General features: G+C 60.3%; 24 protein-coding genes. 11 read left to right on the top strand and 13 right to left on the bottom strand.

The features are described from left to right. The first annotated feature begins 7 nt into the window (after positions 1-7). Positions 8-1,816, top strand: coding sequence for a sodium-extruding oxaloacetate decarboxylase subunit alpha (gene oadA, locus LOY28_RS29565; protein WP_018927372.1), 1,809 nt, complete (start codon positions 8-10; stop codon positions 1,814-1,816). A 78-nt stretch (positions 1,817-1,894) separates the two neighbouring features. On the opposite strand, the gene LOY28_RS29560 is transcribed toward oadA, so the two are convergent. The 3 genes from LOY28_RS29560 to LOY28_RS29550 form a co-directional block, all read right to left on the bottom strand. Next, a complete protein-coding gene (locus LOY28_RS29560; protein ID WP_258612879.1) occupies positions 1,895-3,982 on the bottom strand; it encodes an autotransporter domain-containing protein in 2,088 nt (695 codons plus the stop codon). Between the two features lie 251 nt (positions 3,983-4,233). After that, positions 4,234-5,067 carry an amino acid ABC transporter permease gene (locus LOY28_RS29555; protein WP_086945218.1) on the bottom strand — a complete coding sequence of 278 codons (834 nt, stop codon included), beginning with the start codon at positions 5,065-5,067 and terminating at the stop codon, positions 4,234-4,236. Then, a complete protein-coding gene (locus LOY28_RS29550; RefSeq protein WP_064621156.1) occupies positions 5,064-5,885 on the bottom strand; it encodes an ABC transporter substrate-binding protein in 822 nt (273 codons plus the stop codon). The genes LOY28_RS29555 and LOY28_RS29550 overlap by 4 nt, the downstream gene beginning before the upstream one ends. A gap of 112 nt (positions 5,886-5,997) precedes the next feature. Here LOY28_RS29550 and LOY28_RS29545 point away from each other — a divergent pair, with 112 nt between their 5' ends. Next, positions 5,998-6,894, top strand: coding sequence for a homocysteine S-methyltransferase family protein (locus LOY28_RS29545; protein ID WP_258612878.1), 897 nt, complete (start codon positions 5,998-6,000; stop codon positions 6,892-6,894). Between the two features lie 89 nt (positions 6,895-6,983). Here LOY28_RS29545 and LOY28_RS29540 read toward each other — a convergent pair whose 3' ends face one another. Continuing rightward, on the bottom strand, positions 6,984-7,655 hold the full coding sequence (locus LOY28_RS29540; protein ID WP_258612877.1) for a GNAT family N-acetyltransferase: 672 nt from the start codon (positions 7,653-7,655) through the stop codon (positions 6,984-6,986). Between the two features lie 17 nt (positions 7,656-7,672). Then, the gene (locus LOY28_RS29535; RefSeq protein WP_258612876.1) at positions 7,673-8,119 is read right to left on the bottom strand and encodes a GNAT family N-acetyltransferase; all 447 of its coding nucleotides are present in this window, start codon (positions 8,117-8,119) and stop codon (positions 7,673-7,675) included. 124 nt (positions 8,120-8,243) lie between these two features. Here LOY28_RS29535 and LOY28_RS29530 point away from each other — a divergent pair, with 124 nt between their 5' ends. Continuing rightward, a complete protein-coding gene (locus LOY28_RS29530; RefSeq protein ID WP_026286518.1) occupies positions 8,244-9,794 on the top strand; it encodes a PLP-dependent aminotransferase family protein in 1,551 nt (516 codons plus the stop codon). A 194-nt stretch (positions 9,795-9,988) separates the two neighbouring features. On the opposite strand, the gene LOY28_RS29525 is transcribed toward LOY28_RS29530, so the two are convergent. From LOY28_RS29525 to LOY28_RS29505, 5 genes are all read right to left on the bottom strand, one after another. Then, entirely contained in the window at positions 9,989-11,089 is a 1,101-nt protein-coding gene (locus LOY28_RS29525; protein ID WP_018927380.1) for a polyamine ABC transporter substrate-binding protein, read from the bottom strand. A 12-nt stretch (positions 11,090-11,101) separates the two neighbouring features. After that, the gene (locus tag LOY28_RS29520; RefSeq protein WP_018927381.1) at positions 11,102-12,133 is read right to left on the bottom strand and encodes a histone deacetylase family protein; all 1,032 of its coding nucleotides are present in this window, start codon (positions 12,131-12,133) and stop codon (positions 11,102-11,104) included. Between the two features lie 161 nt (positions 12,134-12,294). Next, complete coding sequence (locus LOY28_RS29515; protein WP_018927382.1) at positions 12,295-13,287, bottom strand: AraC family transcriptional regulator; 993 nt, start codon at positions 13,285-13,287, stop codon at positions 12,295-12,297. Positions 13,288-13,395: 108 nt separating this feature from the next. Next, on the bottom strand, positions 13,396-14,400 hold the full coding sequence (locus tag LOY28_RS29510; protein WP_019651301.1) for an asparaginase: 1,005 nt from the start codon (positions 14,398-14,400) through the stop codon (positions 13,396-13,398). A 140-nt stretch (positions 14,401-14,540) separates the two neighbouring features. Continuing rightward, positions 14,541-15,989, bottom strand: coding sequence for a sodium:alanine symporter family protein (locus LOY28_RS29505; RefSeq protein ID WP_018927384.1), 1,449 nt, complete (start codon positions 15,987-15,989; stop codon positions 14,541-14,543). Positions 15,990-16,239: 250 nt separating this feature from the next. Here LOY28_RS29505 and LOY28_RS29500 point away from each other — a divergent pair, with 250 nt between their 5' ends. Continuing rightward, a complete protein-coding gene (locus tag LOY28_RS29500; RefSeq protein ID WP_138866537.1) occupies positions 16,240-16,422 on the top strand; it encodes a hypothetical protein in 183 nt (60 codons plus the stop codon). 56 nt (positions 16,423-16,478) lie between these two features. Here LOY28_RS29500 and aspA read toward each other — a convergent pair whose 3' ends face one another. After that, positions 16,479-17,903, bottom strand: coding sequence for an aspartate ammonia-lyase (aspA, locus tag LOY28_RS29495; protein WP_007934488.1), 1,425 nt, complete (start codon positions 17,901-17,903; stop codon positions 16,479-16,481). Positions 17,904-18,083: 180 nt separating this feature from the next. Between aspA and LOY28_RS29490 the strand changes: the two genes are divergently transcribed. The 5 genes from LOY28_RS29490 to LOY28_RS29470 all read left to right on the top strand — a co-directional run bounded on the left by LOY28_RS29490 (position 18,084) and on the right by LOY28_RS29470 (position 21,780). Continuing rightward, positions 18,084-18,998 carry a LysR substrate-binding domain-containing protein gene (locus LOY28_RS29490; RefSeq protein ID WP_018927385.1) on the top strand — a complete coding sequence of 305 codons (915 nt, stop codon included), beginning with the start codon at positions 18,084-18,086 and terminating at the stop codon, positions 18,996-18,998. Between the two features lie 224 nt (positions 18,999-19,222). Further along, complete coding sequence (gene purE, locus LOY28_RS29485) at positions 19,223-19,714, top strand: 5-(carboxyamino)imidazole ribonucleotide mutase (RefSeq protein WP_003196369.1); 492 nt, start codon at positions 19,223-19,225, stop codon at positions 19,712-19,714. A gap of 11 nt (positions 19,715-19,725) precedes the next feature. Next, positions 19,726-20,808, top strand: a complete 1,083-nt coding sequence (locus tag LOY28_RS29480) for a 5-(carboxyamino)imidazole ribonucleotide synthase (RefSeq protein ID WP_007934491.1) — start codon at positions 19,726-19,728, stop codon at positions 20,806-20,808. Positions 20,809-20,909: 101 nt separating this feature from the next. Beyond that, positions 20,910-21,155, top strand: coding sequence for a GlsB/YeaQ/YmgE family stress response membrane protein (locus tag LOY28_RS29475; RefSeq protein ID WP_018927386.1), 246 nt, complete (start codon positions 20,910-20,912; stop codon positions 21,153-21,155). An 88-nt stretch (positions 21,156-21,243) separates the two neighbouring features. Then, complete coding sequence (locus LOY28_RS29470) at positions 21,244-21,780, top strand: DUF3299 domain-containing protein (RefSeq protein WP_026286519.1); 537 nt, start codon at positions 21,244-21,246, stop codon at positions 21,778-21,780. A 47-nt stretch (positions 21,781-21,827) separates the two neighbouring features. On the opposite strand, the gene LOY28_RS29465 is transcribed toward LOY28_RS29470, so the two are convergent. Together LOY28_RS29465 and LOY28_RS29460 are read right to left on the bottom strand one after the other, a co-directional pair. Next, positions 21,828-22,727, bottom strand: a complete 900-nt coding sequence (locus tag LOY28_RS29465; protein WP_018927388.1) for a D-hexose-6-phosphate mutarotase — start codon at positions 22,725-22,727, stop codon at positions 21,828-21,830. A 73-nt stretch (positions 22,728-22,800) separates the two neighbouring features. Beyond that, positions 22,801-23,205, bottom strand: a complete 405-nt coding sequence (locus LOY28_RS29460) for an acyl-CoA thioesterase (RefSeq protein ID WP_007896491.1) — start codon at positions 23,203-23,205, stop codon at positions 22,801-22,803. A gap of 365 nt (positions 23,206-23,570) precedes the next feature. Here LOY28_RS29460 and LOY28_RS29455 point away from each other — a divergent pair, with 365 nt between their 5' ends. Further along, the gene (locus LOY28_RS29455; protein WP_018927389.1) at positions 23,571-24,869 is read left to right on the top strand and encodes an MFS transporter; all 1,299 of its coding nucleotides are present in this window, start codon (positions 23,571-23,573) and stop codon (positions 24,867-24,869) included. A 248-nt stretch (positions 24,870-25,117) separates the two neighbouring features. After that, positions 25,118-26,119: a phosphate ABC transporter substrate-binding protein PstS gene (locus tag LOY28_RS29450; RefSeq protein ID WP_018927390.1), complete on the top strand. Its 1,002-nt coding sequence runs from the start codon at positions 25,118-25,120 to the stop codon at positions 26,117-26,119. Positions 26,120-26,306: the final 187 nt, after the last annotated feature.

Below are 26,306 nucleotides of genomic sequence, written 5' to 3'. Positions count from 1 at the left end.
TAGAACAATGAGCAAACAAATCCACGTTACCGACACAATCCTGCGCGACGCCCATCAATCGCTGCTCGCCACCCGCATGCGCACCGAAGACATGCTGCCGATCTGCGACAAACTCGACAAAGTCGGTTACTGGTCGCTGGAAGTCTGGGGCGGCGCGACCTTCGACGCCTGCGTACGCTTCCTGAAAGAAGACCCGTGGGAGCGTCTGCGCCAACTGCGCGCCGCGTTGCCTAACACGCGCCTGCAAATGCTCCTGCGTGGCCAGAACCTGCTGGGCTACCGCCATTACAGCGACGACGTGGTCAAAGCCTTCGTCGCCAAGGCCGCGGTCAACGGCATCGACGTGTTCCGTATCTTCGACGCCATGAACGACGTGCGTAACCTGCGCGTGGCCATTGAAGCGGTGAAAGCTGCCGGCAAACACGCCCAGGGCACCATCGCCTACACCACCAGCCCGGTGCACACCATCGAGGCTTTCGTGGCGCAAGCCAAGCAAATGGAAGCCATGGGTTGCGACTCGGTGGCGATCAAGGACATGGCCGGTCTGCTGACCCCGTACGCCACGGGTGAACTGGTCAAGGCTCTGAAGGCCGAGCAATCGCTGCCGGTGTTCATCCACTCCCACGACACCGCCGGCCTGGCTGCGATGTGCCAACTCAAGGCCATCGAAAACGGCGCCGACCATATCGACACCGCGATCTCCAGCTTCGCCTGGGGCACCAGCCACCCGGGCACCGAATCGATGGTCGCCGCCCTTAAAGGCAGCGAGTTCGACACCGGCCTGAACCTGGAGCTACTGCAAGAGATCGGCCTGTACTTTTACGCCGTGCGCAAGAAGTACCACCAGTTCGAAAGCGCGTTCACTGCCGTCGACACTCGCGTGCAGGTCAACCAGGTTCCGGGCGGGATGATTTCCAACCTGGCCAACCAGTTGAAAGAGCAGGGCGCCCTGAATCGCATGAGCGAAGTGCTGGCTGAAATCCCGCGCGTTCGCGAAGACCTCGGCTTCCCGCCGCTGGTGACCCCGACCTCGCAAATCGTCGGCACCCAGGCGTTCTTCAACGTGCTGGCCGGCGAGCGCTACAAGACCATCACCAACGAAGTGAAGCTTTACCTGCAAGGCGGCTACGGCAAGGCGCCGGGCACTGTGAACGAAAAGCTGCGTCGTCAGGCCATCGGCAGCGAAGAGGTGATCGACGTGCGTCCGGCCGATCTGCTCAAGCCGGAGATGACCAAGCTGCGTGCCGAAATAGGCGCCGTGGCCAAGTCTGAAGAAGACGTGCTGACCTACGCCATGTTCCCGGACATCGGCCGCAAGTTCCTCGAAGAACGCGCAGCCGGCACCCTGACACCGGAAGTGCTGCTGCCGATTCCGGAAGCAGGCGGTGTGGCTTCGGCCGGTGGTGAAGGCGTGCCGACCGAGTTCGTCATCGACGTTCACGGCGAAACCTACCGCGTCGACATCACTGGTGTGGGCGTCAAGGCTGAAGGCAAACGCCACTTCTACCTGTCCATCGACGGCATGCCGGAAGAAGTGGTGTTCGAACCGCTCAACGAATTCGTCAGCGGCGGCAGCAGCAAGCGCAAGCAAGCCACTGCACCGGGCCACGTCAGCACCACCATGCCGGGCAACATCGTCGACGTGCTGGTCAAGGAAGGCGACACCGTGAAAGCCGGCCAGGCCGTGCTGATCACCGAGGCGATGAAGATGGAAACCGAAGTCCAGTCGGCCATCACCGGCAAAGTCACCGCCATCCACGTGGCCAAGGGCGACCGGGTGAACCCGGGCGAGATCCTGATCGAGATCGAAGGCTGAGTTAACAGCCTCGATATACCGCTTTAAACCTCGGGGGGGCATGTGCTCCCCTTTTTTTTCGCACTGGGTTTGTGGCTGTTAGAAACTCATTCGCCACTGACCCGTCACGCCGTGGTTACGGCTGTCGGTGCCGATCTCGCCAGTGAGTCCGATGCCCAGGGTGTGTTTTGCTGACAATCCAAGGTCCAGCCCTGTATCGACCAGCAGGCTGTCACGATCCAGCGGCGCACCGGAAACGGTGAAGTTTTTTCCGCCCGTTACCAATCGTTGGCGGGTATCGCTGTAGACGTCCCCGTAAGTATGTTTCCAGCCGGCACTGAACCGTGGCGTCAGCTGCATGCCGTTATCCAGAGTGTTGAGCTTCGCCAGCCGCAGGCCGAACGTGCTGTTCAAATTGTTCTGCGTTTGACCGTGTACCTTCAGAGCCGCAGCGCCACCTTTTTCCGTGTAAGTGTCGCGCTGATAGCGCTGGTAGCCCAGGCTGGCAAACGGTTCGATGCTGACGTTCGTCCGCCCCAGGTTGTAACCCAATTCCGCAAAGGCCTGCTGGGTGTTGGCATCGTAACGGCCTTCGGGGCGGTCGCTGAAACCTTTGAAGGCAACCCGGCGTTTAGTGCTGCCATCGTGACTGCTGTAGGTCGCACCCAGGCGCAGGGACATTGGTCCGTTTTGACGCAGGGCATAAGCTCCCAAATGCCAGCTGTCGAGATCGCCGTCGAGTCCGCGGCTGTCCAGGCGCGTTTCGGATTTTCCGCTCATCACCCCGATGCGCCATTCTTCATCGATGCCCCAATCAGCTCCCAGTACCAGACCGTGGGTTGTGTGTTTCAGAGCGTCGTAGTCGCGATCCAGCGTTCCACCGTGACCCATTGCTTGAAGCCAGACTCGGCCATTGTCTTCGCTGCCGGCGGCCAGGCGTGGCGCATTGCGCCTGATGGAATTGCTGTAGCTACTGGCGCTGTGCAGCTGACGCATGGCCGAGAGCATGGTCGCGCTGATTGGGCTGTCACTGTTCAGGGTCGCTTTCGCAAGGTTGGCGTTGTTGCCGCCGTCCAGCTGGTCGATGGCCTGGGAGGCTGTTTCGGTGGTGGAGGCAAGCAGGGCCGTGACAGCGGCGTTCGCGGTATTGGGAGGTGTCTGCGCCGTCGGACTGGCTTTGGGTTCTTCAATACTGCGGGCGAGTTCCCGACCGTTTTTGTTGGTCGCGAGACTCTCGAAAGGCACTTCGTTGCGAGCGTAGGTCAGGCGGACGGCCTTTTCGTCGCTATAGTCCGGGGTGGCCGTCATGAATGCGAGATTGTTTTCAATATTGCCAAAATGCCCATCGACCTTGTCGGCCTCGATAATGGTGTACTGGGTGGTTTGCGGATAGTCACCCGATACTGCGACGATTTTCAGGGTGGCATTGCCGAGGCTGGCGGTGCCGTCGACTTTGATCGTTTCGTGACGGCCGTCGGGGTTGACCTCATAGGCCAGGATGGCTGAGTTGGACAGGTTCAAATTGCCTTTGACCCTTGGGGCGCCATGCAATCCATCGACGTTGACGCGGCCGGAGACATCCAGGCCACCGACGGTGCCTGCACCTGCAAAAGTACCGCCGTGCGCGACTGTTACATGACCTTTGATGTCGCCATTGTTGAAGAGCTTTCCGACCGTAATCGCCCCACCTTCGATTTTCCCGTCATTGGTCAGGATGCCGTCATCGAGCACCACCACACCCTTGTTGAAATCTCCGGTACTGGTCAGCGTCCAGGATCCCTGCGAAACATACAGGCCGTTGAAGTTGCGGGTATTCCCCAATCGGCCACCGTCAGTTGCATCAAGCTGTATGACGTTGGTTCCTTTGCCGCCATCGACCCGACCTTCGAAGCTTCCACCATTTTTGACGATGATGAGGTCATCTCTATTTTCCGGTCTCAGGGAAGCACCTCGCCGAGCGGGCTGCGGCGCATCAATCACCGTTTGAAAGGTGGTGTCCGCCTCGATAAAGGCTAGAAGCCGGGTAAGCGGGTGCGGCTCAGTATCAAGCTGCCCGGTTACCTCAGCGATATTCGTTGCCTCAGCTTGCGCGGGTAGTTGTTGGGCGCTTGAAAATTCGGCGCAACCCAGCGCAAGCGCAATGGCCAGCGCCAGGTGTTGTGGTCGGTATTTGTGTTGAACGGGCATCGAGTACGGCCTCTTTTGATGGGAGGCCAAACTCTAAAAGTGAGGCTATAGGTGCCGATGTCAGCTGCTTCCGGCGGGCTTGCGGGGGGTGTCAGCAGGTTGTGTAGAAAATAGCCAGCCGCTTGAGGGCGGCTGTTTTTTGCCCATTTGAACTGGGCGCTTTTTCTTACAGTGAATCAGGACAAGGGGGCTGGCGCTCCAGCAAAAATGCATCTGTCGCGGATCAAAAAAAGCGCAGCTCTCGACGGCTCCTATCGACTTACGTACGCCTTCCCGTAGTGCCGTTCCATCCGCGCCTGAATCAGCTCCAGTCCAATCGACATCAGCCAATAAATGATCGCCGCCGTCGTCAGCATTTCGATATAGCGATAGCTCGAGCGCCCGTACGATTGCGCCAGGAACATCACTTCCCAAACCCCCATCACCGAGATCAGCGACGAGTCCTTGAGCATGGAGATGAACTGGTTGGTGGTGGGCGGGATGATGGCGCGCATGGCCTGGGGTAGGGTGACGCGCCAGAAAATCACGGTTTCGCGCATGCCCAGGGCCAGCGATGCTTCGCGTTGGCCGTGGGGAACGCCGAGGATGCCGGCGCGGAAGATTTCGCTCAGGTAGGCGCCATAGTTCAGCGACAGGGCGATGATGCCGGCGGCGATGGCGCCCGGCACCACGCCCAATTGCGGCAAGCCGAGGTAGATCAGCAATATCTGGATCAGCAGCGGCGTGCCGCGAAAGAACGAGGCATAGAAGCTTGCGATGCCGAACGCCACGGCGCTTTTCGACAGTCGAGCCAGGGCCGTGATGAAGCCCAGCAGCGACGAAGCCACAATCGAGCACAGGCACAAGAACAGCGTCAGTGCCGCGCCTTGCAGAAAGCCGTTGGGCGCCAGGTGCAGGCCGATCAGGTTCGGCAGTTTGTCGAGGATGATCGAGAACTTCAGGTCGAAGCTCAGGAAGAAACTGGCGAACAAGCCGAACATCGCCGCCCAGGTCAGGTACAGCCGGGTACGGAAGCCGAAGACCCGTTGCAGTAATGACTCAGCCACCGGTTGCGGCGGCTGAGGAGGTTTGGGGAAGGAAGTCATTTGCTGATGTCGGCGCCGATCCATTTTTGCGACAGCTTGCTCAAGGTGCCGTCCTGTTTCAACTGAGCGAACACATCACGCACTTTGGCGTCCCACTGCGCGTCACCTTTTTCGATGGCCACCGAGTTCGGCTCCGAGTACAGCGGCTGGCCGGCGAGCTTGAAGCGCTTGTCTTCGTTCAGGCGCGGTTGCGCGGTGACGAGGTTGGTGAGGATCGCGTCCAGACGCACGCCAGCGCCCAGGCCCAGATCCTGGAACGCGACGTTGTCGGTGTCATACGGGGCGATCTGCACGTTCTCGAACGGATACTGCAATTGGGTGTCTTCGGCGCCTTCGATCACCAGGTTTTTGTTCAGGTAGCTTTCATAGCTGGAGGCGCTGGTGAGACCGACTTTCTTGCCGCTCAGGTCCTTGGCGCTGTGAATGCTATCGTCCTTGGCATTGACCACGATCACGGCAGGGGAGGCGTAGTACTCGACCGGGAAGTCGAAGACTTCGGCGCGGGCCTTGCTCGGGGTCATGGAGCAGATGCAGATGTCGTAACGCCCGCTCCAGCGGCCGGCGGCGATCACATCCCAGGACGGCGTTTCCAGACGCAGCTTGACGCCCAGTTTGTCCGCCACGGCCTTGGCCACGTCGACGTCGAAACCGTCGAGCTGGTTTTGATCGTTGAGGAACGAGAAGGGTGGATAGCTTTCCATCAACACGCCGACCAGTTCTTTCTTTTGCTCGATGCGATCCAGAGTGGCGCCGGCAAAGGCTTGGGTGGAGGCAGCCAGAATCGTCAGGCCCAGGGCCAGCAGCGGTTGAAATTTCACAGTTGATCCCTGAAAAAAAAGAGGTTGTTATTAACCGAGTGGTGCGTATTAAATAGTTATAAGAACGACTCTGATAGTGAGTTATTTTCATAAGCTTATGAGTGAAAAGCATATGGGCGCAGGGACGGTAATTCTGGATGGTGGCATGGGTCGGGAGCTGCAGCGCCGAGGGGCGCCGTTCAGGCAGCCCGAGTGGTCGGCGCTGGCCTTGAGCGAAGCGCCGCAGGCGGTGGAGGCGGTGCACGCGGCTTATATTGAAAGCGGTGCCAACGTGATCACCAGCAACAGTTACGCGGTGGTGCCGTTCCACATTGGCGAGGAGCGTTTCGTGGCTGAAGGCCAGGCTCTTGCGGCGTTGGCCGGTGAGCTGGCTCGGCGTGCAGTCGATGCCTCGGGCCAAGCGATTCGTGTGGCCGGCTCATTGCCGCCGTTATTCGGCTCCTACCGCCCGGACTTGTTCGACGCTGCTCGGGTGACTGAACTGCTGAGCCCTCTGGTCAATGGTCTGGCGCCTCATGTCGACCTGTGGCTGGCCGAAACCCAGAGTTCGATCGTCGAAGCGCGGGCGATCCATGCCGGTCTGCCGAAGGACGGCAAACCGTTCTGGCTGTCGTTTACCTTGAAAGATGAAGACACCGATGAAGTGCCGCGTTTGCGCTCCGGTGAACCGGTGGCTGAGGCCGCTGTGGTGGCGGCTGAGTTGGGTGTCGAGACTTTGCTGTTCAACTGCAGCCAGCCGGAAGTGATCGGGGCGGCGATTGATGCGGCGCGGGAAACCTTCGAGCGCCTGGGGGTGAAGATTCACATTGGCGCATACGCCAACGCCTTCCCGCCGCAGCCGAAAGAGGCCACGGCCAACGACGGTCTGGATCCGCTACGCGACGATCTCGACCCGCCGGGTTACCTGATGTGGGCGGCTGACTGGCAGAAGAGGGGAGCCAGCCATTTGGGCGGGTGCTGTGGGATCGGGCCGGAGCATATTGCGGTGTTGGCGCAAAAGCTGGTGTAAAAAAGAAAGATCAAAAGATCGCAGCCTTCGGCAGCTCCTGCGCGCCAGTGGGCGCTGCCGAAGGCTGCGATCTTTTGTCGTTAAGGCTTTTAGCTCCGGCACTCCGTCAACGTTTGCACTTGCCCCGATTCCGTCTGGTTTTCATCGCTCAACCACCGCTCGAACCCCGCCTGAATCGCCGGCCATTCCGAATCCAGAATCGAATACCACGCCGTGTCACGGTTCTGACCCTTGACCACCATGTGCTGGCGGAACACCCCCTCAAAACTGAATCCCAACCGCTCTGCTGCGTACTTGGAGCGAGCGTTGCCGTTGTTGCACTTCCATTCCAGGCGCCGGTAACCCAACGCAAAGGCTTCCCTGGCCAGCAGGTAAACCGCCTCGGTACTTTTCGGCGAACGCTGCATCGGTGCGCCGAAGGTCACATGGCCGATCTCGATACGCCCCTGGGCAGGAACGATCGACATCAGGCTGAGCAGGCCCTGCACCTCGCCGCTGACACGGTCGATCACACTGAAGAAATACGGATCGCTGTTGGCCGCATGGTTGTTCAGCCAGTCATTGAACGCACTGCGTTCCGGGAAAGGACCGTAGGGCAGATAGTCCCAGAGTTTCGGGTCCGAGCCCGGGCCTTCAAGGGCTTTCCACAAACCGTCGGCGTGACGCGCCGGGTCGAGTTTTTCCAGGCGAATGAAACGCCCTTCGATCAGTTGGACCGAGGGCGCCGGAACGCCTTTCCAGTCTGCGAGTGAAGTCGACATGGTGTTCTCCTTGAACCTTAAAGGGCTTTGCGAAACTGGATGAAACCGGGCCGTTCGGCGATGCGCTCGTAGAGCTGGATCGCGGTGGCGTTGGTTTCGTGGGTCAGCCAGTGGACCTTGCAGCAACCGTCGGCCTTGGCTGTGCTGTAGACGAATTCGATCAGTTTCCGACCGACGCCGGTGCCACGAGTTTCGGGTGTCACCAGCAAGTCTTGCAGGTAACAGGAGTTTTCGATGCTCCAGTTCGAGCGGTGATAGATGAAATGCACCATGCCCACCGCTTTACCGTCGACCCAGGCCAGCGCCCCGTGGGTCGGTTCGCTCGGGTCGAGCAGGCGCTGCCAGGTGCTTTGAGTGACCGCCTCGGGCAGCTCGGTGTTGTAGAAGCGCAAGTAGGCTTGCCACAACGGCAGCCAGGCAGCGTGATCGTCGGCGGTGACCTGGCGGATGTCGATCTGACTCATGTTCATTCCTTAACGCGTCAAAGTGGCAGGTACATGGAAAATTCCTTGGCGAATGCCTTCATCCTAGGCAGGCTATTGGTCTGTTGTAAGAGCCATTAATGACCAATTTCATAGGTCCATTGTCATGTCGAATACGCCGCTTCCCTCGTCGTTCAACCCGGCGGGTATCGAACTCGACCGCCGCCAGGGCCTGAGTCGACAGCTCTATCAAGCGCTGCGGGTACGCGTACTCGACGGACGATTGGCCAGCGGCACACGACTGCCGGCCAGTCGCGATCTGGCTACGGCCTTATCGATTTCCCGCAACAGCGTGGTTCGTGCCTACGATCAGCTTTACGCTGAAGGCTTCATCGAGGGGCGTGTGGGTGACGGGACTTACGTGGCGCAATTGCCTCAGGCGGCGTTGCCGGCGAAAAAATTATCCACAAAAGTATCCACAGGGTTTTCAACAGGGTTACCCACAACCTTATCCACAAATTGGCTGGATTTACCTGTTGTTCCATCCAGTAAAGTTATCCACAGCAGTGCTTTGGGGCGCGTTGAAAAGAATCATTTGGCTGTGCCGCCCGGTGGTCCGCCGCGCGCATTCAGGGTTGGCGTGCCGGCGTTCGATCTGTTCCCGTTCGAGGTTTGGGCCAAGCTGAATGCGGCTTTCTGGCGTAAGCCGGATTTACAGCAGCTGTGTTATGGCGACCCGGCAGGTGATGAACGCTTGCGCGGATTGATTGCTGCCTACTTGCGCAGCTCGAGAGGGATGCAGTGCGCCGCTGAGCAAATTGTGATCACCAGTGGCGCGCAGCAGGGGATCAGCCTTTGTGCACAGTTGCTGGTGGAGCCTGGCGATGGGGTGGGCATTGAAAATCCGGGTTATCGTGCTGCCGGCCATGCCTTTGCGGTAGCCGGGGCGCAGCTGCACGGTGTGCCGGTGGATGAGGAGGGGATCGACTGCAGCGCCTTGGCGCAGTTGAGCGATTGCCGGCTGGCTTACGTTACGCCTTCCCATCAATACCCGACCGGTGTGGTCATGAGTCTGGCCCGGCGTCTGGAACTGCTCGCCTGGGCCGAGGGCAACCAGGGCTGGATCATCGAGGACGACTACGATGGCGAGTACCGTTACAGCGGTGCGCCACTGGCGCCGCTGGCGGCACTCGATCGCCATGGGCGGGTGCTGTATGTCGGCACCTTCGGCAAGGTCGCTTTTCCGGCGCTGCGCCTGGGTTATCTGGTGCTGCCGCCGGGCCTGGTGGACGCATTCGCGCAGCGTCGGGCGGTGGATGTGCGGCATTCCGAAGTGAGCACTCAAGCGGTGATGGCCGAGTTCATGGCCGCCGGGCATTTCCAGCGGCACATTCGCCGGATGCGGCGTGCCGCCCTCAGCCGTCGCAATTGTTTGCTGGGCGGCTGGCCGGCGGGGATGACCGGAGTGGGTAGCCTGCCCACCGTCTCCGCCGGGCTGCACATGACGGTTTCGGTGGACAGCCTGGCCCGCGAACGGCGACTGATCGAACAAGCGGAAAGCGTGGGTGTGGAGATCAATGGCTTGAGCAACTATTGGCTACCGGACTCCAGGACACCAGTCGATCAGCGCGCCGGTCTGGTATTGGGTTTTGCAGCGGTGCCAGAGCCAGCGATAGAGTCGGCGCTGGCACGGTTGCGACAGGTCTGGCGGGATTGAACGATGGCCTCCCGGTTTTTAAATGAACCGCTGATCTATGAAAAACACTGAGGCGGCGAGTGTGCGACTGATCTCGCCGCGATAAATGGCGATGAGTTCCTGATTGCTGCCACCCGCGCAGATCAAAGCCCCCCCTATTAGCCGTTGACCAAAAAAGACCCGCGATGGCGCGGGTCTTTGATTCACCGGGTGTTTCAGGTCCCGGACTTGATCTTGGTCCAGGCCCGGGTCCGTGCCCGTTCAGCATCGCGAGGCAAGGGTTGCAGGGTGTAAAGCGTGCTCATCGCCGTTTCGGTCGGGTACAGGTTCGGGTTGTTGCGAATCGCCGGGTCGACCATTTCCGTGGCGTCCTTGTTCGGGTTCGGGTAGCCGACGAAGTCGCTGACCGGTGCGATGACCTGGGGTTGCAGCAGGTAGTTGATGAAGGTGTAGGCGTCTTCCGGGTTTTTCGCGCCTTTGGGGATCGCGAGCATGTCGAACCAGATCGGCGCGCCTTCCTTGGGCAGGCGCATGTCGACGATCACACCGTTCTTGGCTTCCTTGGCGCGGTTGGCGGCCTGGGAGAAGCTGCCGGAATACCCGACCGCGACGCAGATGTCACCGTTGGCGATGTCGGCCATGTACTTGGACGAATGGAAGTAGGTGATGTACGGCCGGATCTTCATCAACAGCGCTTCAGCCTTGGCGTAGTCCGCCGGCTTCTTGCTGTTGGGGTCCAGGCCGAGGTGTTGCAGGGCCAGCGGCAGGATCTCCGAAGGTGAGTCGAGCAGGGCCACGCCGCACTGCTTGAGCTTGCTGATGTTCTCTTCCTTGAAGATCAGGTCCCAGCTGTTCACCGGTGCGTTGTCACCCAGCGCAGCCTTGACCTTGGCCGGGTTGAAACCGATCAGGATGGTGCCGTACATGTAGGGCACGGCAAATTTGTTACCCGGGTCGTTGGCTTCGATCAGCTTCATCAGCTTGGGGTCGAGGTGGTTCCAGTTCGGCAGTTTGCTGCGGTCCACTGGCTGGAATACGCCGGCTTCGATCTGCTTGGCGAGGAACACGTTGGACGGCACCACCACGTCGTAGCCGGAGTTGCCGGTCAGCAGCTTGGCTTCCAGCGCTTCGTTGGTGTCGAAGATGTCGTAGACCAGTTTGGTCTGGGTGTTCTGAGTCTTGAAATCGTCCAGGGCTTTGGGGGTGATGTAGTCGAACCAGTTGTAGACCCGCAAAGTACGTTCTTCAGCATGGACGGCGCCACTGAGCAGTGTGGCGCAGAGCGCTGGAGCGATAAGACGCTTGAGTCTGTTCATTCTTCTAATTCCTCATTGGGCGCTTTCAAAACCTTCGAGAACGTTCACGGCGTTGATGCCGATTTCTTCTACCGCGTAACCGCCTTCCATCACGAACAGCGTCGGCTTGCCGAGGCCTGCGATGCGGGTACCCATCGCCAGGTAATCCGGGCTGTCGAGTTTGAATTGGGAGATGGGGTCGTCCTTGAACGTATCGACGCCCAGGGACACGACAACGATGTCGGCGCCGTACGTTTCGATCTCTTTGCAGGCTTGTTCCAGCGCGGCGCTCCAACGGTCCCAAGCACTGCCGGCGGGCAATGGGTAGTTGAAGTTGAACCCTTCGCCTGCGCCTTCACCGCGTTCGTCTTCGTAGCCGAGGAAGAACGGAAACTCGGCTTCTGGATGACCGTGGATCGAGGTGAACAGCACGTCGCTGCGTTCGTAGAAAATCGATTGAGTGCCGTTGCCGTGGTGGTAATCGACATCGAGGATCGCGACCTTTTTATGGCCCTGATCGAGGAAGGCTTGAGCGGCGATGGCAGCATTGTTGAGGTAGCAATAGCCGCCCATCAAATCGCTGGCGGCATGGTGTCCCGGTGGACGGCACAGGGCGAAGGCACTGCGGGCGCCGCGCTGGATCGCCGCTTGGGCCGTGAGGGCAACTTGCGCTGCGCTGTACGCCGCTTGCCAGGTGCCGGCGGTAATCGGTGCGCCGCCGTCGAAGCTGTAATAGCCGAGTTGGCCGTGCAGGCTGGTGGGCATGATTCGGCGCAAGGTGCGGGCCGGCCAGGTGTAGGGCAGCAAGTCGCCGTCGGTATTGAATGCGGTCCAGCGCGCCCAGGCGCCTTTGAAGAAGTCGAGGTAGTCGCGGCTGTGGATGCGCGCGATCGGATCAAGGCCAAAGTCTTTCGGCACTTCAACCGGGCCGAGGTTCTGGTCCTTGACCCGTTGCAATACGTGATCGGCCCGTGAAGGCATTTCGAAGCAGGGCATCAATTGCCCGTCCATCAATTCACAACGGCCGTGGTGCAGGTGGTGATCGTCCGAGTAGATCGTCAGCATTGTTGTTCTCCGCAGGCTGATTCGGTTTGAACACAGTCTTGCGGCAGGCGACGTTTGGGAGAACGGCAGGAAAGGCCAAAAGGGGATCTATGTGGCCAAAACATTTGACCGAAATTCGCCCCCTGTGGCGAGGGAGCTTGCTCCCTCGCCACAGGGGCGGCTCAAGGGCGGAACTGGCTGGGCGCCACGCCACTCCAGCGCACAAACGCATGCCGGAAGCTCGCGGTCTCGCTGAACCCCAGTGCTTCGGCGATTTGATAGATCGGCAGTTGATCCTCGCAAAGCATGCGTTTGGCTTGCTCAAATCGCAGTTCATCGAGCAGTTCCTGATAGCTGCATCCCAGGTCCTTCAGATGTCGGCGCAGGGTGCGCGACGAGCAATTCAGCTGTTCGGCCAACCCGTCCAGGCCTGGCGCCGCGCTCAGTTGCGCGGCGAGCAATTGGCGGATGCGCCCGAGCCAGGCCTGACGCCCGGTGAACTCGGTGTTTTGCTTGCGGCAGCGTTCGGCCATGGCCTGGTGGGTAATGGCGTCGGCCAGTGGCAGGGGGTGTTCGAGCCAGCGCTTGTCGAAGGCAAATCCGTTGGACGCTGCATCAAACTGCAACGGACAGTCGAAACGCTCGCTGTAGCGCGTCTGATAGTCCGGTGCCGGGTAATCGAAGCGAGCGCCAAGCAGAGGTAGAGGGTGGCCGAGCAGGTCTTCGCAGGTGACTTTCATCGAGACCAGGCAAAACTCGACATTGAACGGTGCCAGCGCGGGGTTTTCCCGATAGTCGCCCGCGGTGAGCCAGATGCGCTCGCCATCCTCCTCCAGGCTCAACTCGAACAGTGTTCCCAATAGCGCCGGGTAGTGCAGCGCCAACTGCAAGGCGTCACCTAAAGTGGCGCTGGTGAGTAAGGCGTACCCGAGCATGCCATAGGACGAAACGTGCATCCGCCGGCCCAACTCCAGACCGATATCGCGGCGCAGCGCGACGGCATTGGCGCACACCAGCATCTCTTGATTGGTGGTGATGCGCGTGTCCGCCCGGCTCAGATCCGCCACGCTGATGCCGCTGCCGGCCAATAACGCCTCGCTGGACAGGCCTTCGGCCTTGAAGGTGTTGAGCACCAGGGAGACGGCGTTGAGGGTGGTGAGGTGGGAGTGGAGCATGGAGTCTTCCAGCGTCGAGATGCTGGAACGGGAGCAAGTTATGTGCCCAACAACGATCTTGTGGGAGCGGGCTGTGGCGAGGGGGCTCCCACAAGATTATGTGTTGTGTCAGCTCAGTTCGCCACACAGGTCGAGTTCGACCAGCCGCCGAACTTCAGCGGTTTCAAGCCCTGCACCGAGCAGCCCATGCAACTTGCCGAGCGCCGCCTCGCGAGTCATGCCGCCACCGGACAACAGGCCGGCATCGCGCAAGCGGCTGCCCGCCTCATACACGTCGAGCTTCACGCCACCCTCATGACATTGGGTGACCGCAACCACTACCACGCCATTGTCTCGTGCCCGTTCCAGGCTGGCGATAAACCCGGGGTTGTCGCTTGGTCCGGTACCGCTGCCATAACATTCCAGCACCAGACCCTGAATACCGCTGTTGAGCAGGCCATCCAGTTGCTCGGCGCCGATGCCGGGGAACAACGGCAGCACCGCGACCTTCGCCAGTTGCCTTGGCTGGTTGTAGTTCAGTTGGGCAGGTATCGAGGAAGCTTTCACGCCGCCGCCCTGACGCTCCAGTCGCTTGAACGGATGACGACCGAAACTGCGAACCTTGGCGCAGCGGGTCGGGTCGAGCAGTTCGCCGTGGAAGTACAGATGAACACCCGGCGCCAGGCCTTGGCCAAGGGCGCCCAGTGCACCACTGATGTTTTCCCAGGCATCACTGTCGGTCACGCCGGCCGGCAGCATGGAGCCGGTGAAACATACACGGGCGTTCAGGCCGAGCAACTGGAAGCTCATGGCCGCGGCACTGTAGGCCAGGGTGTCGGTGCCATGCAGGATCAGCACGCTGTCGCAGCCCTGGGCATCAACGGCGTCGACCACCGCTTCACGCAGTTGCTGCCAGTACGCAGGGGTCATGTTGGCGCTGTCGATCAGTGGCGACATCTCGCGAAAGCGCCACTGCGGCACCACCAACTCAGGCTGGCTGTGCAGGTAGTCGCGCATCCGCGCTTCGAAACCGGACGCCGGGGCCAAGCCGTGGGCACTGGCTTGCATGCCGATGGTGCCACCGGTGTAGAGCACCATGACGTGCTGCGCGGCAGGGTAAGAGGCGGAATTCATTGATGGGTCTCCTGGACGAATGCACCTTGCGCCGCAGCATGCCTGCGTGCGCAAGGTGTGTCACGTCGAGTGGCAGGACGCCACTCGTTGCGGTCTGTCGCGGCGGGTGGCGGGTGGCGGGGAGCCACCCGCCAGGGCGATCAGCGTTGCGTGGCAGGCGTGCCCTGGGCTGCGCCTTGCTCGCGTGGAGCCGATTGGCTTGGGCTGCTCGGCCAGGCCTTCAGGTCCAGGTCCAGATCGGTGAATTTGCTGGAGTCGAACACTGGCTGCTTGACGCCGGCGCGGCGCTGCTCGTCGTAGTCGCGCATCACGCGCAGGCCGACCTTGAACAACATGGCCAGGGCCATCAAGTTGACGAAGGCCAGGCAGGTCATGGTGATGTCGGCGAAGGCGAACACGGTCGACAGGTCCTGCATCGAACCCCATACCACCAGCGCCAGAACCAGGCCGCGGAAAACCATCAGCACGGCGCGGTTGCGGCTGAGGAACTGCAGGCTGTTCTCGCCCAGGTAGTAGTTGTAGAGGATGCAGGTGAAGACGAACAGCGACAGCGCGACGCTGACGAACACGCGGCCCCAGTCACCGACCACGGCGGCCAGCGAGTTTTGGGTCAGGACGATGCCGTCACCTTCGAAGCCCGGGGTGTAGAAGCCCGACAACAGGATCAGCAGCGCGGTGCAGGTGCAGATCACGAAGGTGTCGAGGAACACGCTGAAGGCCTGGACCACGCCCTGGGCGCCCGGGTGCTTCACGGCGGCCACGGCGGCGACGTTCGGCGCACTGCCCAGGCCTGCTTCGTTGGCGAACACGCCACGCTTCACGCCCATCACGATGGCGCTGCCGAGCAGGCCGCCGAAGGCTGGGTCGAGGCCGAAGGCGCTCTTGAAGATGGTTTCCAGCATGGCTGGCACGTGTTCGATCTGGGTGCCGATCACGTACAGGGTCACGCCGATATAGGCCAGGGTCTTGACCGGTACCAGCAGGTCGGACACCGCGGCGATGCGTTTGATGCCGCCGATGAAGGTAATGGCCAGCAGCACCGCCAGGACGATACCGGTGTGGCGTGGGTCGAAGGCAAAGGCGTTCTGCAGCGAGTGGGTCACGGTGTAGGACTGCAGGCCGATGAAGGCGAAGCCGTAGGTGACCAGCAGCAGGATGGAGAACACCACCGCCATGCCTTTCAGCTTCAGGCCGTGCTGAATGTAGTAGGCCGGGCCCCCACGATACAGGCCGTCGCCTTCGGCGCGCTTGTAGACCTGGGCCAGGGTGCATTCGAAGAAGCTGCTGGACATGCCTACCAGTGCGGTGACCCACATCCAGAACACGGCGCCCGGGCCGCCGAGGGTCACGGCGATGCCGACACCGGCGATGTTACCGGCGCCGACGCGGCCGGCGAGGCTCAGCATCAGGGCCTGGAACGAGCTCAGCTGGCCTGCCTGGCCGTGAAGGGACTCTTTGAAGACACTGAACATGTGGCCGAAATGGCGGAACTGGACGAAACGCGAGCGGATCGTGAAGTAGCTACCGAGCCCGACAATGAGCGCGATCAGTACTTTCCCTGAGAGGAAGTCGTTGATGACTTCGAGCATGGATTATTCCTCGCTATTTTTTGTGTGTGCGAATACTGGGTGGTCGACACATCGCGTTACACCAGGTTGTGCGTGGCACAACAGGTGGGTCGAAGGTTCGTCCCTGTTCCATTTCGCGGGTTGTTATTAGTTCGGCTTTCGCATGGGCTTGGGTCTCGTTATCGACGACCGCTCACGCGAAGAGGGCCGGCACTATACATAGGAGAGTGCCGTCCGTCTGCACAGTTGTGGTGCAATCGACGAAACGAAAGTGCTGCAAAATCAAAAAATCGCAGCCTTCGGCAGCCTCTACGGGTCTCTGTCAAACCCTGTAGAAGCTGTCGAAGGCTGCGATCTTGGCGGCACTGAAAACATTCAACATGTTCGTAAAATCCGCAAAGTGTTGGAAAAAAAAGGGCTTGAGGGAGTAAATCCCCAAGCCCTCAAAAGGTGAGAGGTGTCTAGTCCCTCGACCTGGTGAGCGTGCTCTTCAAAAGAGCCTGCGTTTGGTTAAGCCTTCAAAGGCACCAGACGCGGAGCAATCATGTTTTCCGGGCGCAGGATGTCGGCGAGCATTTCTTCGTCGAGCAAGCGTTCCTCGCGCACCAGTTCCAGCACGCCGCGGCCGCTTTCGAGGGCAACACGGGCAATGCGGGTGGCGTTTTCATAGCCGATGTACGGGTTCAGCGCGGTGACCAGGCCAATCGAGTGTTCGACCAGTTCACGGCAACGCTCTTCGTTGGCGGTGATGCCGACGATGCAGTGCTCGCGCAGCATGTCCATGGCACGTTGCAGCAGGCGGATCGAGTCGAAGATCTTGAAGGCGATCAGCGGCTCCATCACGTTCAGCTGCAGCTGGCCGCCTTCGGCCGCGATGGTCAGGGCCAGGTCGTTGCCGATGATCTGGAACGCCACCTGGTTCACGGCTTCAGGGATAACCGGGTTGACCTTGCCTGGCATGATCGAGCTGCCTGGCTGACGCGCCGGCAGGTTGATTTCGTTGATGCCGGTGCGTGGGCCGCTGGACAGCAGACGCAGGTCGTTGCAGATCTTCGACAGCTTGACCGCGGTACGCTTGAGCATGCCGGAGAACAGCACGAAGGCGCCCATGTCGGAGGTGGCTTCGATCAGGTCGGCGGCTGGCACCAGCGGTTGACCGCTGATCAGGGCCAGACGCTGAACGGCCAGGGCCTGGTAACGCGGGTCGGCGTTGATGCCGGTACCGATCGCGGTGCCGCCCAGGTTCACTTCGGTCAGCAGTTCAGGCGCCAGGGATTTGAGGCGTGCCAGGTCTTCGCTCAGGGTGGTGGCGAAGGCGCGGAATTCCTGGCCGAGGGTCATCGGCACGGCGTCTTGCAGCTGGGTACGGCCCATCTTCAGGACGTGGCTGAATTCTTCACCTTTGGCGGCGAACGACTGGATCAGGCTGTCGAGGCTGGCCAGCAGCGCGTCGTGACCCAACAGCAGACCCAGGCGGATAGCCGTCGGGTAGGCGTCGTTGGTCGACTGCGCCATGTTCACGTCGTTGTTCGGGTGCAGGTACTGGTATTCGCCCTTGCTGTGGCCCATGGCCTCCAGCGCGATGTTGGCGATGACTTCGTTGGCATTCATGTTGGTTGAAGTGCCAGCGCCGCCTTGAATCATGTCCACCACGAATTCTTCGTGGAAATCGCCGCGGATCAATCGGGCACAGGCTTCGCTGATGGCAGCGTGCTTGGCTTCGCTCAGGTGACCCAGCTCGCGGTTGGCGTCAGCGGCGGCCTGTTTGACCATCGCCAGACCAACAACCAGTTTTGGGTAATGCGAAATCGGAACGCCGGAGAGACGGAAGTTGTTCACCGCTCGCAGGGTCTGGATGCCGTAATACGCTTGAGCAGGTACTTCGAGTACGCCAAGCAGGTCTTTTTCTGTGCGGAAAGATGCAGCGGAGGACATGATAGAAATCATCTCGATATGGACCCGGTCTGTGCCGGAATAGCGCAAATGCTAGGCTTGAGAAGAATTTTGGGCCAATGCTGTTAAACACTGGGCTATGCACATTCGGCATAATGTCGGTGTGACGCCGCGTACGTGGCGAACGTGTGACCTAAATTGGTGCATGTCCGGGAGGGCGTGATGAATCTGGAAAGCAAATGGCTGGAGGACTTTAGTGCTCTGGCTGCCACCCGCAGCTTCTCCCAGGCGGCCGAAAGACGCTTCGTGACTCAGCCCGCCTTCAGTCGGCGGATCCGCAGCCTCGAAGCCGCGCTGGGGCTGACCCTGGTCAATCGCTCTCGCACCCCGGTCGAGCTGACGGCAGCGGGGCAGTTGTTTCTCGTGACCGCGCGAACCGTGGTCGAACAGCTGGGTGAAGTGTTACGTCATCTTCATCACCTGGAAGGCGGGCAGGGCGAGGTGATCCAGGTCGCCGCCGCCCACTCCCTGGCACTGGGTTTCTTTCCACGCTGGATCGCACAATTGCGCAACGAAGGGCTGAACATTGCCACGCGGCTGGTGGCCACCAACGTCGGCGATGCGGTGCATGCGCTGCGTGAAGGCGGGTGTGATCTGATGCTGGCGTTCTATGATCCGGACTCCGCGATGCAAATGGACCCGGAAATTTTCCCGTCACTGCATCTGGGAGACACTGAAATGCTCCCGGTGTGCGCCGCGGATGCTGACGGCAAACCGTTGTTCGACCTGGAAGGCGAGACCAGCGTGCCTTTGCTGGCCTACAGCGCCGGGGCATTTCTCGGGCGCTCGGTGAACATGCTGTTGCGCCAGCGTGCCCTGAGGTTCACCACTATTTACGAGACCGCCATGGCCGACAGCCTGAAAAGCATGGCGCTGGAAGGCCTGGGCATCGCCTGGGTGCCGCGCTTGAGCGCGCGCGCCGAATTGGCTCGCGGCGAGTTGGTCATCTGCGGTGGCCCGCAATGGCATGTGCCGCTGGAGATTCGGCTGTATCGCTGCGCGCTGGTGCGCAAGGCGAATGTGCGGTTGCTCTGGCGCAAGCTGGAAGGCGGCACAGCGCCAAACCCTGCGGGTTAATGATTTTTTGTAGGCGTCGGGCTGACCCTGAAGTCAATAAAACCGGTACTTTGCGCCGTATGACAGATGGTCGTATGGGGGGCTGTTTATCTGCTTCATTGAGGTATACTGCGCGGCCTTCGGCCGGTTTGACTGGCCATAATTCGTACAATCAAGCCACGCATTTTGCGTGGCTTGTTGTTTTTTGACGCGCCTGCGGGCGCCCAGAGAGAAGAGGCACGACGATGAGCGCACTGGTTGGCGTGATCATGGGCTCCAAGTCCGATTGGTCCACCCTTAGCCACACCGCCGATATGCTGGAAAAGCTCGGCATCCCTTACGAGGTGAAAGTGGTCTCTGCCCACCGCACCCCGGACCTGCTGTTCCAGTATGCCGAAGAGGCTGAGGCCCGTGGCATCGAGGTGATCATCGCCGGTGCCGGTGGCGCGGCCCACCTGCCTGGCATGTGTGCGGCCAAAACCCACCTGCCGGTGCTGGGCGTGCCGGTGCAGTCGTCGATGCTCTCGGGCGTCGATTCGCTGCTTTCTATCGTGCAGATGCCAGCGGGCATTCCGGTCGCCACCCTGGCCATCGGCAAGGCCGGTGCGATCAACGCAGCCCTGCTCTCGGCGAGCATCCTGGGCGCCAAGCATCCGCAGTTTCATACCGTGCTGAAAAAATTCCGCGCTGAGCAGACAGACAGCGTCCTGGACAATCCAGACCCACGCATCGCCTGAGGTTGTTGACGATGAAGATCGGTGTAATCGGTGGCGGCCAGTTGGGTCGCATGTTGGCGCTGGCGGGCACTCCGCTGGGCATGAACTTCGCTTTCCTGGACCCGGCGCCGGATGCTTGCGCAGCCGCATTGGGCGAACACCTGCGGGCCGATTACGGCGATCAGGATCACCTGCGTCAGTTGGCCGATGAAGTCGATCTGGTGACCTTCGAGTTCGAAAGCGTCCCGGCCGAAACCGTGGCCTTCCTGTCGCAATTCGTTCCGGTGTACCCGAGCGCCGAAGCGCTGCGCATTGCCCGCGATCGCTGGTTCGAGAAGAGCATGTTCAAGGACCTGGGGATCCCGACTCCCGCGTTCGCCGACATCCAGTCCCAGGCCGATCTGGACGCCGCCGTGGCCTCCATCGGCCTGCCGGCCGTGCTGAAAACCCGCACCCTGGGTTACGACGGCAAGGGTCAGAAAGTCCTGCGCAAGCCTGAAGATGTGGTCGGCACCTTCGCCGAACTGGGCAGCGTCGCCTGCTTGCTGGAAGGCTTCGTGCCGTTCACTGGCGAAGTCTCGCTGATCGCCGTGCGCGCTCGCGATGGCGAAACCAAGTTCTACCCGCTGGTGCACAACACCCACGACAGCGGCATCCTCAAGCTGTCCGTGGCCAGCACCGACCACCCGTTGCAAGCGTTGGCTGAAGACTACTCCAGCCGGGTACTCAAGCAGCTGGACTACGTCGGCGTGATGGCGTTCGAGTTCTTCGAAGTCGACGGTGGCCTCAAGGCCAACGAGATCGCCCCGCGTGTGCACAACTCCGGACACTGGACCACCGAAGGTGCCGAGTGCAGTCAGTTCGAAAACCACCTGCGGGCCGTTGCCGGTCTGCCGCTGGGTTCGACGGCCAAGGTCGGCGAGAGCGCGATGCTCAACTTCATCGGCAAAGTCCCGGACACCGAGAAAGTCCTGGCCATCGCCGATTGCCATCTGCATCACTACGGCAAGGCCTTCAAGGTCGGCCGCAAGGTTGGTCACGCCAACCTGCGTTGTGCTGACCGTGCGACGCTTGCCGCGCAGATCCTCAAGGTCGAAGCGCTGATTGCCGAATAGTTTCATGTGGCGGCGGCGGAACCTTCCGAGGCCGCCGTTCTCTGATGGCAGGATGCCAAAGTCTGGCTAGGCTTTAGCCAATTCAATCAGAGGGAAATGCCATGGGAATTATCGGAACCATCTTTATCGGCTTGATCGTCGGCCTGCTGGCTCGGTTTCTGAAACCGGGCGATGACAGCATGGGCTGGATCATGACCATCCTGCTCGGTATCGGCGGTTCGCTGGCGGCCACTTACGGCGGCCAGGCCCTGGGCATCTACCATGCGGGTCAGGGCGCAGGGTTCATCGGTGCGCTGGTGGGCGCGGTGATATTGCTGGTGGTCTACGGCCTGATCAAAAAGAACTGATTCAAGCGACAAAGCCCTCTCTGCGCCAACACCGGAGAGGGCTAGAATGCTTGGCGTTCCACCGTCCTTTCCTTTGCCGAGCACCTTCATGCGCCGTCTTCTGTTGACTCTTCTCTTCCTGGGCAGTGGTTTGGCCCATGCCGGCGAACTGCCGGAAACCGACTGGCTCGAACTGATGCCCAAATCGGACCAGAAGGCCCTCGAGGCCATGCCCGAAATCGATCACAACTCACCGGAAGCCAATGGCACCTTTACCCAAAAAGGTGGCATGAAGCAGAGCAAGGGCTTGCCGGCGGTGATGTATTCGACCAAGACCGTGCCGTCGATGAACGACAAGCACATCCGCATCGGCGGTTATCCGGTACCGCTGGAATCCGATGCGAAGGGCCGCAGCACGTTGTTCTTCCTCGTGCCGTACCCAGGCGCTTGTATCCACGTGCCACCACCGCCGCCTAACCAACTGGTGCTGGTGCGTTATCCCAAAGGCCTGAAGCTGAATGACATCTACACACCGCTGTGGGTGACCGGTACGCTGAAGATCGAGAAGGTCAGCAACGACCTGGCGGATGCGGCGTATGCGCTGGATGCGGCGCAGGTGCGGGTGGTCAAGGAGTCGGATTTGTAGGTTTTTAAATGTGGGAGCAAGCCTGCTCCCACATTTATTGTGTGGTGTTAAAGCGGTTTGCTGGCGATGCTCACGCCCAGGGTATGGCTAGCCCCCGGCGCCAGCGTCACCACATCATCCATCACATTTGCCGTTTCAATGCACAACATGCGCTGCCAGCCATCGTCAGCCATGTCGCTGAACGCCGCCGCACGGTCGACCCACGGGTTCCAGATCACCGCCGAGCGCGAACCGCTGCTGGTCAGTTCAATGCGTCGCTCCCAATGCGGGTCAACGATGCTCAATGTCGGCGGGGTATTCAGATAGATGCGGTCGGTCTCACCGGTAAAACGCAGATCACCGGTCTGAGTGACGGTTTTCCAGTCGTCCAGTGTCTCGATGTAACTCAAGCCATCCAGCCCTTCAACGTGCACGTTGCGCACATCGCTGACCGCGAAATAGCTGTGCAGCGCCTGGCTGATCGTGACGGGTTCGGCGCCGTTGTTTTCGCTCGTCAGGCTGATATGCAATTGTTCATCCAGACGAATGCTCAGTTTCAAGTCCACCTGATGCGGCCAGCCTGGCAGTCCGCCTTCAGGGTAGGGCAGGACGAATTCCACCTTCAGGCTTTCGCCCTCGGTTTCGATGCTGCCCAGTTCCCAGTCCATCGCTCGCACCAGCCCGTGAGCGGTCGGCGGCTCCTGGCTGATGCGCATGGCCTGGACACTCTGCGGGTTGCGCGACAGATTGCCGAACCACGGCCAGCACACCGGCACACCGGCACGAATAGCTTTGCCGGTCTTGAACACTGCCTCGTCGTTGAGCCAGATCAGCGGCGGTTGGCCGGCCAATTGATAACTGAGGATGTGCGCGCCTTGCTGGGCCACCAGCAATTCGGCCTGACCGTGGCGGATGCGCCAGCAGTTCAGTTCATCCAGTTTCACGGCTTCGACGGTGGGCGTGCTCATGGGGCGACTCTCAATCAGGAACAATGACTGCTATGGACCGCAAAACGGTCACCGCGTTTAACGAGCGCCTTGTTTAACGAGCTCTGGGCGGAACCGAACGAGTGCGGCCGCTGCCGTCGATGGCGACGAACACAAACACGGCTTCGGTCACTTTACGCCACTCGCTGGACAGTGGATCGTCGCTCCAGACTTCGACCATCATCTGAATCGAGCTGCGACCGATTTCCAGGGCCTGGGTATAGAAGGAGAGCTGAGCGCCCACCGCCACCGGCACCAGAAACGCCATGCGATCGATCGCAACGGTGGCCACGCGACCACCGGCAACCTTGCTGGCCATTGCGGTGCCAGCCAAATCCATCTGCGCCACCAGCCAGCCGCCGAAAATATCGCCAAAGCCGTTGGTTTCACGCGGAAGCGCGGTAATTTGCAGGGCCAGGTCGCCTTGCGGGATTGGATCTTCTTGTTCGAGCTCTATCATGCCGGGGGTGCCTCTGACCCGTGACTCTCATTGGTACTTCAGGTGAATAGCCGTCTCAAGGAAAAACGATTCAGCCCCGAACATACTACGTTCGTCACGTTTTTCGTAAGGCGCCTAAAGGGAAACTCTGCGAAATCGGCTGACGGGTGCCAACGACGGTTTCGCACAGCAACCCCTTACAAACCGTTGCAACGTTGTGAGTATATCGGTCGATAGACTTCGAGACGACCGTCCGGTTCTCATTTCGACCGTCAAATACGCACCTCTATGTGCTTTTTCGAACAATTTGCTATCGTGCCGAACCTGCCCAAGCCTCCGCCAGCGTTGTTGAGGTTGCAGATCCGACTATAAGAGAAGCCCTTGCCATGACCACAGCGCCCTCGAGCATCGCGCAACCAGCCCAACCTGCACGTCCGCTGACCCGCAACGACTACAAGACATTGTCGCTGTCTGCCCTGGGCGGTGCGCTGGAGTTTTACGACTTCATCATCTTTGTGTTCTTCGCCACAGTGGTCGGCAAACTGTTCTTCCCCGCCGACATGCCCGAGTGGCTGCGCCTGATGCAGACGTTCGGCATTTTCGCCGCCGGTTACCTGGCCAGGCCGCTGGGCGGCATCGTCATGGCGCACTTCGGTGACCTGCTGGGACGCAAGAAGATGTTCACCCTGAGCATTTTCATGATGGCGGTACCCACCCTGATCATGGGCTTGCTGCCGACTTATGCGCAGATAGGCATGTGGGCGCCGATCCTGTTGCTGCTGATGCGGGTGATCCAGGGCGCAGCGATTGGCGGCGAAGTGCCGGGAGCCTGGGTATTCGTTTCCGAACACGTACCGCAACGGCATATCGGTTATGCCTGCGGCACGCTGACCAGCGGTCTGACTGCCGGCATTCTTTTGGGTTCGTTGGTCGCCACGGCAATCAACAGCCTCTATACGCCGGTGGAAGTGGCCGATTACGCCTGGCGGATCCCGTTCCTGCTGGGCGGCGTGTTTGGCCTGTTCTCGGTCTACCTGCGCCGCTGGCTGCACGAAACCCCGGTGTTTGCCGAACTGCAATTGCGTAAAGCCCTGGCCGAAGAAGTGCCGCTGCGCGCTGTGCTGCGTGACCATCGCGGGGCGATTCTGATTTCCATGCTGCTGACCTGGTTGCTGTCCGCCGGGATCATCGTGGTCATCCTCATGACGCCGACTGTATTGCAGACCGTTTACCACTTCCCGCCGACTACCGCGTTGCAGGCCAACAGCCTGGCCATCGTGTTCCTGAGCCTGGGCTGTGTGGCCTCCGGTGCACTGGCTGACCGTTTTGGCGCCGGGCGGGTGTTCGTGTTCGGTAGCGCGTTGCTGCTGCTGACCTCGTGGACCTTCTATCACAGCCTGTTCAATCATCCCGACTGGCTGTTCCCGATGTATGCCCTGACCGGTTTGCTGGTCGGCACCATCGGTGCAGTGCCGTATGTGATGGTCAAAGCCTTCCCGGCGGTGGTGCGCTTCAGCGGCCTGTCGTTCTCCTACAACTTGGCCTACGCCATCTTCGGCGGCCTGACCCCGATGGTCGTCACCCTGCTGCTCAAGGAAAGCCCGATGGGGCCGGCGTATTACGTGGCGATTATTTGCGGCGTCGGGATTGTGGTGGGTGGTTACCTCTGGAAGAAAGGTCGCTAAGCCGACCGATGCCTTCGCGGGCAAGTCGGATCGCCGCACCGCTCGCTCCTACAGGTCATGCGCCAGTTTTGAAATGACACTGATCCTGTAGGAGCGAGGCTTGCCCGCGAAGAACGATGACGCGATATCCCTTCAAAAATCCAAATACTGGCCTTTCATCCAATTGTCATATTTCAGCCATAGAGTGTTCACACGGCCTGCTGATACTTGGCCCCGACTTAACACACCCTATCTGCTAGGAGTAAGGCATGAAACTGAAGCGTTTGATGGCGGCAATGACTTTTGTCGCTGCTGGCGTTGCGACTGCCAACGCGGTTGCCGCTGTTGACCCTGCTATCCCGAGCTACACCAAGACCACTGGTGTGTCGGGCAACCTGTCCAGCGTCGGCTCCGATACCCTGGCCAACCTCATGACCCTGTGGGCTGAGAACTACAAAAAAGAATACCCGAACGTAAACATCCAGATTCAGGCCGCTGGCTCTGCCACCGCGCCACCTGCGCTGACTGAAGGCACCTCCAACCTGGGCCCGATGAGCCGCAAGATGAAGGACACCGAACTGGCGGCCTTCGAGCAGAAGTACGGCTACAAGCCAACCGCTATCCCGGTGGCCGTGGACGCCCTGGCGGTCTTCGTACACAAAGACAACCCGATCCAGCACCTGACCATGGAACAAGTCGACGCGATCTTCTCCTCGACTCGTCTGTGCGGTGCCAAAGCTGATGTGAAAACCTGGGGCGACCTGGGTGTGACCGGCGACCTGGCCAACAAGCCAGTACAACTGTTCGGCCGTAACTCGGTATCCGGCACTTATGGCTACTTCAAAGAAGAAGCCCTGTGCAAAGGCGACTACAAGCCAAACGTCAACGAACAACCAGGTTCGGCTTCGGTCGTGCAGTCGATCAGCTCCTCGCTGAACGGCATCGGTTACTCGGGCATCGGCTACAAGACCGCCAGCGTGAAGACCGTGGCCCTGGCCAAGAAAGGCAGCACTGACTTCATCGAAGACAGCGAAGAAAACGCCCTGAACGGTAAATACCCGCTGTCGCGTTTCCTCTACGTATATGTCAACAAGGCCCCGAACAAGCCTCTGGCCCCGCTGGAAGCCGAGTTCGTGAAACTGGTTCTGTCCAAGCAGGGCCAGGAAGTTGTAGTGAAAGACGGCTACATCCCACTGCCAGCCAAGGTTGCTGCAAAAGCACTGGCTGACCTGGGTCTGGCGGAAGGCGGCGCTGAAGTCGCAAAAAAGTAAAACCCTAGGTCCGGGGTAAACCCGGACCTGCGTAGGAGCGAGGCTTGCCCGCGAAAGCGGTGGGTCGGTCAACATTGATGTTGAATGTAACGACCCCTTCGCGGGCAAGCCTCGCTCCTACAATTGCCGGTAAATACCGGCCCCCAAATTTCCGATCCACTGCCAGTTTCCACTGGCAGCGGATTTG

It is taken from the genome of Pseudomonas sp. B21-017, assembly GCF_024749245.1.
Classification (GTDB): domain Bacteria; phylum Pseudomonadota; class Gammaproteobacteria; order Pseudomonadales; family Pseudomonadaceae; genus Aquipseudomonas.
The sequence above is the reverse complement of the archived record's forward strand: the minus strand, read 5'-3'. Positions and strand labels throughout refer to the sequence as shown.

Coding starts and splice junctions, on each gene's coding strand:
- LOY28_RS29520 (WP_018927381.1), bottom strand. CDS start 12,133: ATGCTGACGATCTACTCGGACGATCACCACCTGCACCACGGCCGTTGT.
- LOY28_RS29545 (WP_258612878.1), top strand. CDS start 5,998: ATGGGCGCAGGGACGGTAATTCTGGATGGTGGCATGGGTCGGGAGCTG.
- LOY28_RS29535 (WP_258612876.1), bottom strand. CDS start 8,119: ATGAGTCAGATCGACATCCGCCAGGTCACCGCCGACGATCACGCTGCC.
- LOY28_RS29560 (WP_258612879.1), bottom strand. CDS start 3,982: ATGCCCGTTCAACACAAATACCGACCACAACACCTGGCGCTGGCCATT.
- LOY28_RS29490 (WP_018927385.1), top strand. CDS start 18,084: ATGAATCTGGAAAGCAAATGGCTGGAGGACTTTAGTGCTCTGGCTGCC.
- oadA (WP_018927372.1), top strand. CDS start 8: ATGAGCAAACAAATCCACGTTACCGACACAATCCTGCGCGACGCCCAT.
- purE (WP_003196369.1), top strand. CDS start 19,223: ATGAGCGCACTGGTTGGCGTGATCATGGGCTCCAAGTCCGATTGGTCC.
- LOY28_RS29505 (WP_018927384.1), bottom strand. CDS start 15,989: ATGCTCGAAGTCATCAACGACTTCCTCTCAGGGAAAGTACTGATCGCG.
- LOY28_RS29470 (WP_026286519.1), top strand. CDS start 21,244: ATGCGCCGTCTTCTGTTGACTCTTCTCTTCCTGGGCAGTGGTTTGGCC.
- LOY28_RS29515 (WP_018927382.1), bottom strand. CDS start 13,287: ATGCTCCACTCCCACCTCACCACCCTCAACGCCGTCTCCCTGGTGCTC.
- aspA (WP_007934488.1), bottom strand. CDS start 17,903: ATGTCCTCCGCTGCATCTTTCCGCACAGAAAAAGACCTGCTTGGCGTA.
- LOY28_RS29530 (WP_026286518.1), top strand. CDS start 8,244: ATGTCGAATACGCCGCTTCCCTCGTCGTTCAACCCGGCGGGTATCGAA.
- LOY28_RS29465 (WP_018927388.1), bottom strand. CDS start 22,727: ATGAGCACGCCCACCGTCGAAGCCGTGAAACTGGATGAACTGAACTGC.
- LOY28_RS29475 (WP_018927386.1), top strand. CDS start 20,910: ATGGGAATTATCGGAACCATCTTTATCGGCTTGATCGTCGGCCTGCTG.
- LOY28_RS29525 (WP_018927380.1), bottom strand. CDS start 11,089: ATGAACAGACTCAAGCGTCTTATCGCTCCAGCGCTCTGCGCCACACTG.
- LOY28_RS29455 (WP_018927389.1), top strand. CDS start 23,571: ATGACCACAGCGCCCTCGAGCATCGCGCAACCAGCCCAACCTGCACGT.
- LOY28_RS29555 (WP_086945218.1), bottom strand. CDS start 5,067: ATGACTTCCTTCCCCAAACCTCCTCAGCCGCCGCAACCGGTGGCTGAG.
- LOY28_RS29480 (WP_007934491.1), top strand. CDS start 19,726: ATGAAGATCGGTGTAATCGGTGGCGGCCAGTTGGGTCGCATGTTGGCG.
- LOY28_RS29510 (WP_019651301.1), bottom strand. CDS start 14,400: ATGAATTCCGCCTCTTACCCTGCCGCGCAGCACGTCATGGTGCTCTAC.
- LOY28_RS29540 (WP_258612877.1), bottom strand. CDS start 7,655: ATGTCGACTTCACTCGCAGACTGGAAAGGCGTTCCGGCGCCCTCGGTC.
- LOY28_RS29460 (WP_007896491.1), bottom strand. CDS start 23,205: ATGATAGAGCTCGAACAAGAAGATCCAATCCCGCAAGGCGACCTGGCC.
- LOY28_RS29450 (WP_018927390.1), top strand. CDS start 25,118: ATGAAACTGAAGCGTTTGATGGCGGCAATGACTTTTGTCGCTGCTGGC.